Genomic DNA, 7,641 nt, shown 5'->3' on the forward strand with positions numbered 1-7,641 from the left:
GAGCTCCTCGCCGAGGGCACGCGCCGTGAGGTGACGGCATGATCGTGCTCTCGCTGCAGTCGGGCACGTCGGCCGACGGCATCGACGTGGCCGTGGTCGAGGTGGCCGCCCACGATGCGGGCGAACGCCCGGCGGTGGGCATGCGGCTGCTGCACGCGGAGACGGTGGCGTGGTCGGCCGAGGGCCGCGACCGCATCCTCGCGGCTTCGGCGGGCGAGCCGCTCACCGCCGGCGCGTTCTGCGAGCTCGACACCCTCCTGGGCCAGGCCTTCGCGGATGCCGCGGCGACCGGGATGGAGGCGACCGGAGCCGTGCCCGACCTCGTCGTCTCGCACGGCCAGACGATCTTCCACTGGGTCGAGCACGGGCACGCCCGCGGCACCCTGCAGCTCGGGGAGCCCTCGTGGATCGCCGAGCGCGTGGGCGCGCCAGTACTCTCGCACCTGCGCRCCGCCGACATCGCCGCGGGCGGGGAGGGCGCCCCGCTCATGGCCGTCTTCGACGCGGCCTGGCTCGGCGCCGAAGCCGCCCGGACCGGCCGCGCGATCGCCACGGCGAACCTCGGCGGCATCGCGAACGTGCAGCTGGTGCGACCGGACGGCGACGTGCTCGCGTTCGACAGCGGCCCGGGCAACGGGCTCATCGACGCCGTGGTCGTGCGCGCGACCGAGGGCGCCCTCGGCTACGACGACGACGGTCGCCTCGCGGCCGCCGGACGGGTCGACCCCGCGCTGCTCGACGAGCTGCTGCGGCATCCCTACTTCTCCGCTCCGACGCCGAAGACCACCGGGCGCGAGACGTTCGACCTCGGCGTCGTCGACCGGGCGGTCGCGGCATCCGGAACCGGCGCGCTCCGGCTCGAGGATCTCGTCGCGACCCTCACCGAGCTGACCGCGCGCACCGTGGTCGACGCCGTCGCACTGGGGGGCGACGCGAGCCTCGACGCGGGCGCGGGCGCAGACCGGCCCGCACTGCTCCTCTGCTCGGGCGGAGGCGCGCTGAACCCCGCGCTCATGGCACGCATCACCGGCCTCGCCGCCGATCGCGGCCTCGCCGTCGAGACGAGCGACCTGCGCGGCATCGACCCGTCGTTCAAGGAATCGCTGATGTTCGCGTTCCTCGGCTTCCTGAGCTGGCACGGGGTGCCCGCGCGCCTCTCGGGCGACGCGCGGGGCGAGCCCAGGATCGCCGGCCGCCTGACGCCCGGCCCCGCCGGCCTGCACCTTCCGCCGCCGCTCACCGGCGTCGCATCCGTCAGCATCAGCAGCACCGAATCCAGGGGAACACCGTCATGAACCACACCGCCCAGCACGATGCCGTGCGGTCGGCGCAGTCCGAGCCCGCGACGCGGCCGGCGGCCGAACAGGCCGAGGCGCCGCAGGCCACGGCGACCGAGCAGCATGCCGCGCTGCGCCAGCTGCTCGGCGAGCTCGACACCGAGGGCGTCAACGACGCGCACGGCGAGTTCGACCTGCTCGCGACCGAGGCGCAGCTCGCGGCGATGCAGGAGGAGAGCGCGCAGGCGGTCGCCGCGGTGACGGATGCCGCGCCGCAGGTCGCCGCGGCCATCGACGCGATCGTCCCGCGCCTCCGCGCGGGTGGCCGCCTCGTGTACCTCGGCGCCGGCACCGCCGGACGCATGGGCGTGCTCGACGCGAGCGAGATCCCGCCCACCTTCGRCACCGATCCGGCCCTCGTCGTCGGCGTCATCGCGGGCGGCGAGGTGGCCCTGCGCTCCGCCGTCGAGGACGCCGAGGACGACGCGGCGCGCGGGGCGGCCGACTTGGACGCCATCGGGCTCACGGCCGCCGACGCCGTCGTCGGCATCTCCGCCTCGGGCCGCACGCCCTACGTCGTCGGGGCCCTCGAACACGCACGACGGCTCGGGGCACTCACCGTGGGTCTCTCGTGCAACGCCGGATCGACGATCGGCCACGTCGCCGACCTCGCGATCGAGACCGTCGTCGGCCCCGAGATCGTCGCCGGCTCGACCCGTCTCAAGGGCGGCACCGCCCAGAAGCTGGTGCTCAACGCCATCTCCACCATCGCGATGGTGCGGCTCGGCAAGGTGCACGGCAACCTCATGGTCGACGTGCAGGCCACCAACGCGAAGCTCCGCGCACGTGCGGAACGCATCGTGATGCTGGCGACGGGTACGGATGCCGCTGCGGCATCCGCTGCCCTCGAATCGGTGGGCGGTTCGGTGAAGGCCGCGATCCTCGTGACCATTACTGGGGTGACTCCCGATGACGCGATCGCGCGCCTCTCGTCGCACGATGGGGTGTTGCGAGATGCTCTGAGTGAGGTTCGCGCGACGTCCATGCCCGCGACCCGAGCAGAGGAGAACGATGGCTCGTGACGTGCTCTCCAACGTGCGCCAGGCGCTGCCGCGCCTGAGCTCGTCCGAGGCGCGCGTCGCGGAGGCGATCATCGCCGATCCCGGGATCGTCGTCGACCTGACCATCACCGACCTCGCGCAGCTCTGCGGCACCTCCCTGTCGACCGTCGCGCGGTTCTGCCAGACCCTCGGCTACAGCGGCTACCGCGAGTTCCGCATGGAGGTCGCGAGCGCGATCAGCCGCGAGGCCGCGGAGCGCGACCGGTTCGGCCTCGCGGACTCCGACATCAGCCCCGACGACGCCGCGGCCGACGTGGTCGCGAAGATCGCGTTCCACGAGGTGCTCGCGATCGAGCAGACCGTGCAGGGCCTCGACGTCGAGGTGCTCGACCGGGTCGTCGACGCGATCGCCGGTGCCAGGCACGTCGACCTCTACGGGTTCGGCGCGAGCGGGCTCACCGCCCAGGACCTGCAGCAGAAGCTCGCCCGCATCGGCATCTCGGCGTCGTGCTCGGTCGACGTGCACCTCGCCCTCGTGACGGCGGCGCTGCGGAAACCCGGTGACGTCGCGATCGGCATCTCGCACTCGGGGCTCACGAGCGAGACCATCCACGCGCTCACCGTCGCGCGGGACGCCGGCGCGATGACCGTCGCCCTCACGAACTCGCCCGACTCACCGATCACCGAAGTGGCCGACGCGGTGCTCACCACGCAGGCACGCGAATCGCCGTACCGCATGGGCGCGATGTCGAGCCGCATCGCACAGCTCGCCGTCGTGGACTTCGTGTTCGTGCGGGTCGCCCAGCGCCGGCACGAGGACGTCGCCGATCCGCTGCGCCGCACCTTCGAGGTGACCGCCAGCCACAAGGTGGCGGCGCGCAAGCGCCGCGACTGATCCGCCCTCTCGGAGCGGTTCTGCCTCTATCGGACCGGTGCCGAACGCGCGACAATCGAGTGAACGGCGGGCCGGAGTGCCGTCACCCCTCGACACCGCGCCCGTGAGCATCGAGGGCCATCATGGGCTTCCTCATCTACGACCGAGGCGAGCCGATCGAGCTCGACGACCGCGCGCTCGCGCACCTGCAGGTGGTCATCATCGACAAGCTGCGCCGCGGGGAGCACTTCTCACTGACCCTGCGAGGCGAAGGCGGCATGCTGTCGTACTGGGTGAGCCCCCGCACGGCCATCGAGTTCGTCTACCACGGCAATCGGCAGCCGGTGCTGAACCACGCGTGGCTCGAGCAACTCGCCGGCGAGGTCGGGCTCACCGGCGTGCTGACCCTGGTTCCGGAGCCGGCCTCATCTGCCGCGCTTCAGCACGACTCGACGTAGTCGACCTGCACTGTCGCGAAGTCGGCGAGCTCCTCGGCGCTGAACGGCCTGGCGCTGATCAGGCCCACTCGATCGGCCTTCGCATTGAGCAACTGCGCCGTGTCGGCCTCCAGCAGTTCGTCGCTCGGCTCGACGCGTGAGATCGAGGCGGTCTCGACCTGCCACCCGATCGTGAACTGCGCGCGGCGCACCGACCCGTCGCTCGACACGAACGGGATCTCGATGAGATCGAGCTCCTGTTTCCGCGCCAGCGCGAGCCCGTAGCGCATGACGGCGTCGGCGATCTCGGTCCCGGTCAGGTACGACCCGACGCGGCTGGTGATGAGCTTCATGGCGACCCCCCTCGGCTCGACATCGGAGCGGTTGCCGGGGTCCGGGGCACCGACCCAATTCTAAATCCGGATGCCGCGTGGCGCCAGATATCCCGTCGCCCGGATGCGCGCGGGCGAACGGTGCGCCTCAGTCGCCGAGCCGAAGCGAGCGATCCACGATCGCGGCGGCGACCTTGCTGATCCCGAGCTGGTGCGACCTCGCATACCGTCGGATGAGCTCGAACGCCTGCTCGATGGTCACGCCGTTCGTGTGGGCCACGACGCCCTTGGCCTGCTCGATCACCACCCGGCTGCTCAGCGCACCCTGCAACTGCTCGGCGAGCACGGCCGTCTCTCGCATCGAGCGCTCGTGGAGGATCCCGATCGTCGCGACATCCGCGAACGCCCGGGCTGCGATGCGGTCCTCCTCGTCGAGCGTGCCGGTTCGATCGCGGAGGAGGTTGAGCGTGCCGATCGTGTTGTCACGGAGGCGCATGGGCAGCGCGTGCACCGACTCGAACCCGAGTTCCAGGGCCCGGTCGCGGAACCGGGACCACTCCACCGGACTGTCGGCGATGTCGGGCACCTCGACGACTTCGCCCGAGCGGAAGCACTCGACGCACGGCCCGGCCTCGGCGCTCAGCTGGATCACCTCGACGAGGTGGCTCGCCTCGCTGGTGGACGCCATCACGTCGAGCTCGCCATGGCCGTCGGCGAGCAGGATTGCCGCCGCGGTGGTGTCGAGGAGCTCGGCGCAGCTGTCGACGAGCAGCTGGAGCAGGTCGACCACGTCGTATCCGTCGACGAGCGTATCGGCGAGGATCGCGAACGTCTGGAGGAGTCGCGTCTCCTTCGTTCGCTGCTCGGTCATTGGCTCGCCTCGATCGCGTCGTGCTGGTTCGAGAAGCGGAGCCGGCCGTCGATGATGTCCTGTGCGACCTCCATCATCGTGCGCTCGGTGGCGAACGCATGCCCCTGGATGACGAGTCGCGCATCGTCGGGTGAGAGGTCGAGCTGGGCGAGGACCATGCCGGTGGCCTGGTGCACGATGCGTCGGGAGAAGGCGTTGCCCTTGTCGTCGAGGTCGCGCCCGACCTCGACGAGCGCCTGGCGCAGCACATGGCGGCCGACGACCCCCGCCATCGCATCGGCTTGTCGGATCTGGGTGCGGTTCAACTCCACCGGCCGCAGCGAATAGAGGTCGACCGCGCCGATGCGCAGCGGGCCGACCGCGAGCGGGAAGGCGAAGATCGAGCGCAGTCCGTCGTCACGGGCCGCCGCGGTGAACGCCGGCCAGCGCGGGGGCGCCCTGTGCAGATCGGGCTCGAGCACGGGCGAGCCGGAGCGCACGGCATCCCAGCACGGGCCCTCACCCAGGTCGAACTGCAGTTCGTCGAGGCGGGCGGCGATCTCGTCGCTGGCGGACAGCGTCTCGCTGCCGAGCACGTTGCCCACCGTCGAGACGGCGGCCCCACTCACCGGGAAGAGGTCGAGGAACGGTCGGCAGAACTCGGCGGGAGAACCGGAGGACCGGTCCAGTGCCTCCAATGCCGCACCGAACGAGCTCGTCATCACGCCACCGCCTCCTGCCTTCGACGCTACTGGCCCCCGTGAGGATGTGAAAGCCCTTGCTGCCACTCGTCTGCACTGCGCGTGTGCGCCCGGCGATGTCGGCGGCGCGGCGTACCGTTGGCGCCATGAGGAACCAGCTGCAGACCAGCGTCGCGCACGATGTGCTCGACGAGCCGTGCCCGCGCTGCGGGTCGACCACGGTTCGCGTGGTCGTCACATCGTCCTTCCACACGGTCGTCGAGATCGAGTCGACGGATGCCGCAGCCGACGCGTTCGCCCACGAAGACCCGCTGTTCGACTGCCGCGAGTGCGGCTTCGAGTGGGGCGAGCTCGTCCGCGACCTCATGAGCTGAGGCGCGAACTTCGCGCGTCTCGGGCGCGCCGTCCCGGGCGCCCGTACCGCTGTGGATAACGACCCGCTCGCACCGACTGCTCGCTTAGGCTCGACGCCATGCCCGAGTCACCCGCCCCCCTCCGCGTGCGGCTTCGCGCGGGCGCGCTGGCCGCGATCGCGGGGGCGGTGCTGCTTCCCCTGAGCGGATGCAGCGGCGCCCCGACCCCCACCGCCGCGCCCACGTCCTCGCCCACCTCGGACCCGGTCTTCGCGACCGACGAGGAGGCGCTGGCCGCCGCCGAGGCCGCGTACGAGAAGTTTGAATTGGTCTCTCAAACCATCGCCAGCCAATCCGGGGCAGATGCAGATCGAATTGCCGATGTCGCCACGTCGGACTATGTCCCTGGTCTACTAGAGGAATTCGCACAATACGCAGAGCTGGGTATTCGCGTCGAAGGCAGGGCAACTCTCGATCATTTCTCGCTCGTACAGCAGGATGTTCACGAATCAGGGACCCGAGTAACGATCTACGTGTGCCGTGACGTGAGCGACGTCGTGGTTCGCGACGCAAATGGCGCCGACGTCACTCCAGCTGAGCGAGATGATCGAACGCCGCTCGTTGCTTCCCTTGTTGGTACCAATCCCGCCGATCTGGCAGTAGACACGGTTGAGCTGTGGTCCGGCAAAGACTTCTGCTGACCGCGGGGGTCGTAGGGGGCCTTGTACTGGCCGTCGTCCTTGGAGCAGTTCCGGCCTATGCGTGCAGTCCCGCGGTGGGGTACATCGGATGCAAGCCTGACGTAAACGACAGCCTTGACGGACAGAAAGCGATCTTGGAAGGGCTGCTGGACACGCCACCGGTCAATGAAGGGCCGTCGGACGCGCCAAGCGAGACGGATTCCGATGCAGCGCAGGAAGGCGGCGACGTCGACGCACCCGCACCTCCGGTCCCACCCGAGAACTGCAGCCCGTCCAACATCGCGCTGTGCGCGGTCGACCCGACCGTCCCGGAGGACCCGGCGGCGGCGCCCGTCGTGGTGACCCTGCGCGACATCGCGTCGTTCCGGCCCGCTGCGCCCGGCAACGGCATGGAGCCCGCCGGGTGGGCCGTCGAGGGCCTTCCGGCGAACTTCGTGGCCGCGGCATCCGTGCAGGTCGTGTCAGGGACGTTGCTCGGGCAACCGGCCGACGTGCGGTTCACGCCGATCGGGTACCGGTGGAGCCACAGCGACGGTGCCGTCGTCGACAGCGCGACCCCGGGCGCGACCTGGGCGGCGCTCGGTCAGGCCGAGTTCACCGAGACGGCGACGAGCCACGTCTATGCGACGGCCGGCGAGTACACGGTCGACGTCGCAGCGACCCTGCGCGCGGAGTACCGGTTCGCCGGCTCACCGTGGCGCGCCATCGCCGGCACGCTCGCCGTGGCGGGCGCACCGCAGCGCGTGCTCGTCGGCGAGTTCGACACGGTGCTGACGCGGGGCGACTGCAACGCCCATCCCGACGCGCCCGGTTGCTGACTACAGTGCGGCGGCCGACGGCTCGCCGTTGCGGTGCCGGTCGGCGACGATCGACGCATCGAGCAGTCGCCGCACCCCTGCCATGCCGTCGGCCTCGAAGGCGGCCCGCTGCCGCATCGCGCCGGTGCCGTCGCGCAGGAGCTGCTCCACCGACGCGCGCACCACGTCGAGATCGCCGGTCTCGGTCAGCTGCGGCTCCAGCAGGCGCACGAACCCGCGCAGCGCGTCCGCCGCGGG

The 7,641-nt window shown here is 71.0% G+C and carries 10 protein-coding genes and 1 pseudogene; 7 read left to right on the forward strand and 4 right to left on the reverse strand.

What is annotated here, in order from left to right; translation table 11 throughout:
- Nucleotides 1-38 precede the first annotated feature (38 nt).
- The 4 genes from AC1DY2_RS11690 (at nt 39) to AC1DY2_RS11705 (ending at nt 3,670) form a co-directional block, all read left to right on the forward strand.
- Complete coding sequence (locus AC1DY2_RS11690) at nt 39-1,295, forward strand: anhydro-N-acetylmuramic acid kinase (protein WP_476762590.1); 1,257 nt, start codon at nt 39-41, stop codon at nt 1,293-1,295.
- The gene (gene murQ, locus AC1DY2_RS11695; RefSeq protein ID WP_476762591.1) at nt 1,292-2,359 is read left to right on the forward strand and encodes an N-acetylmuramic acid 6-phosphate etherase; all 1,068 of its coding nucleotides are present in this window, start codon (nt 1,292-1,294) and stop codon (nt 2,357-2,359) included. Before AC1DY2_RS11690 ends, murQ begins: the two co-directional genes overlap by 4 nt.
- Nucleotides 2,349-3,233: a MurR/RpiR family transcriptional regulator gene (locus AC1DY2_RS11700; RefSeq protein WP_309976958.1), complete on the forward strand. Its 885-nt coding sequence runs from the start codon at nt 2,349-2,351 to the stop codon at nt 3,231-3,233. The genes murQ and AC1DY2_RS11700 overlap by 11 nt, the downstream gene beginning before the upstream one ends.
- Before the next feature lie 122 nt (nt 3,234-3,355).
- Nucleotides 3,356-3,670 carry a DUF7882 family protein gene (locus AC1DY2_RS11705; protein WP_476762592.1) on the forward strand — a complete coding sequence of 105 codons (315 nt, stop codon included), beginning with the start codon at nt 3,356-3,358 and terminating at the stop codon, nt 3,668-3,670.
- Here AC1DY2_RS11705 and AC1DY2_RS11710 read toward each other — a convergent pair.
- The 3 genes from AC1DY2_RS11710 to AC1DY2_RS11720 form a co-directional block, all read right to left on the reverse strand.
- On the reverse strand, nt 3,652-4,002 hold the full coding sequence (locus tag AC1DY2_RS11710; RefSeq protein ID WP_476762593.1) for a hypothetical protein: 351 nt from the start codon (nt 4,000-4,002) through the stop codon (nt 3,652-3,654). The two genes, AC1DY2_RS11705 and AC1DY2_RS11710, sit on opposite strands and share 19 nt — an antisense overlap.
- A gap of 127 nt (nt 4,003-4,129) precedes the next feature.
- The gene (locus tag AC1DY2_RS11715; protein WP_476762594.1) at nt 4,130-4,852 is read right to left on the reverse strand and encodes a GAF and ANTAR domain-containing protein; all 723 of its coding nucleotides are present in this window, start codon (nt 4,850-4,852) and stop codon (nt 4,130-4,132) included.
- Complete coding sequence (locus tag AC1DY2_RS11720) at nt 4,849-5,553, reverse strand: GAF and ANTAR domain-containing protein (RefSeq protein WP_476762595.1); 705 nt, start codon at nt 5,551-5,553, stop codon at nt 4,849-4,851. Before AC1DY2_RS11720 ends, AC1DY2_RS11715 begins: the two co-directional genes overlap by 4 nt.
- A gap of 125 nt (nt 5,554-5,678) precedes the next feature.
- Here AC1DY2_RS11720 and AC1DY2_RS11725 point away from each other — a divergent pair, with 125 nt between their 5' ends.
- The 3 genes from AC1DY2_RS11725 to AC1DY2_RS11735 all read left to right on the forward strand — a co-directional run bounded on the left by AC1DY2_RS11725 (nt 5,679) and on the right by AC1DY2_RS11735 (nt 7,404).
- Nucleotides 5,679-5,906: a hypothetical protein gene (locus AC1DY2_RS11725; RefSeq protein ID WP_476762596.1), complete on the forward strand. Its 228-nt coding sequence runs from the start codon at nt 5,679-5,681 to the stop codon at nt 5,904-5,906.
- A 98-nt stretch (nt 5,907-6,004) separates the two neighbouring features.
- Nucleotides 6,005-6,586 (forward strand): hypothetical protein, encoded by a 582-nt coding sequence (locus AC1DY2_RS11730; protein WP_476762597.1) that lies wholly within the window; start codon nt 6,005-6,007, stop codon nt 6,584-6,586.
- A 335-nt stretch (nt 6,587-6,921) separates the two neighbouring features.
- A complete protein-coding gene (locus tag AC1DY2_RS11735) occupies nt 6,922-7,404 on the forward strand; it encodes a PKD domain-containing protein (protein WP_476762598.1) in 483 nt (160 codons plus the stop codon).
- On the opposite strand, the pseudogene AC1DY2_RS11740 reads toward AC1DY2_RS11735, so the two are convergent.
- Nucleotides 7,405-7,641 (reverse strand): annotated as a pseudogene (locus AC1DY2_RS11740) (carboxylate--amine ligase); the annotation flags it as partial. It abuts the gene before it with no gap.

The sequence above is a fragment of the Agromyces sp. P1_H4 genome, assembly GCF_056405255.1.

Bases quoted from the DNA above. Each gene is read 5' to 3' on its own strand.
- AC1DY2_RS11715 (WP_476762594.1), bottom strand. From the start codon at position 4,852: ATGACCGAGCAGCGAACGAAGGAGACGCGACTCCTCCAGACGTTCGCG.
- AC1DY2_RS11720 (WP_476762595.1), bottom strand. From the start codon at position 5,553: ATGACGAGCTCGTTCGGTGCGGCATTGGAGGCACTGGACCGGTCCTCC.
- AC1DY2_RS11730 (WP_476762597.1), top strand. From the start codon at position 6,005: ATGCCCGAGTCACCCGCCCCCCTCCGCGTGCGGCTTCGCGCGGGCGCG.
- AC1DY2_RS11700 (WP_309976958.1), top strand. From the start codon at position 2,349: ATGGCTCGTGACGTGCTCTCCAACGTGCGCCAGGCGCTGCCGCGCCTG.
- AC1DY2_RS11705 (WP_476762592.1), top strand. From the start codon at position 3,356: ATGGGCTTCCTCATCTACGACCGAGGCGAGCCGATCGAGCTCGACGAC.
- AC1DY2_RS11710 (WP_476762593.1), bottom strand. From the start codon at position 4,002: ATGAAGCTCATCACCAGCCGCGTCGGGTCGTACCTGACCGGGACCGAG.
- AC1DY2_RS11725 (WP_476762596.1), top strand. From the start codon at position 5,679: ATGAGGAACCAGCTGCAGACCAGCGTCGCGCACGATGTGCTCGACGAG.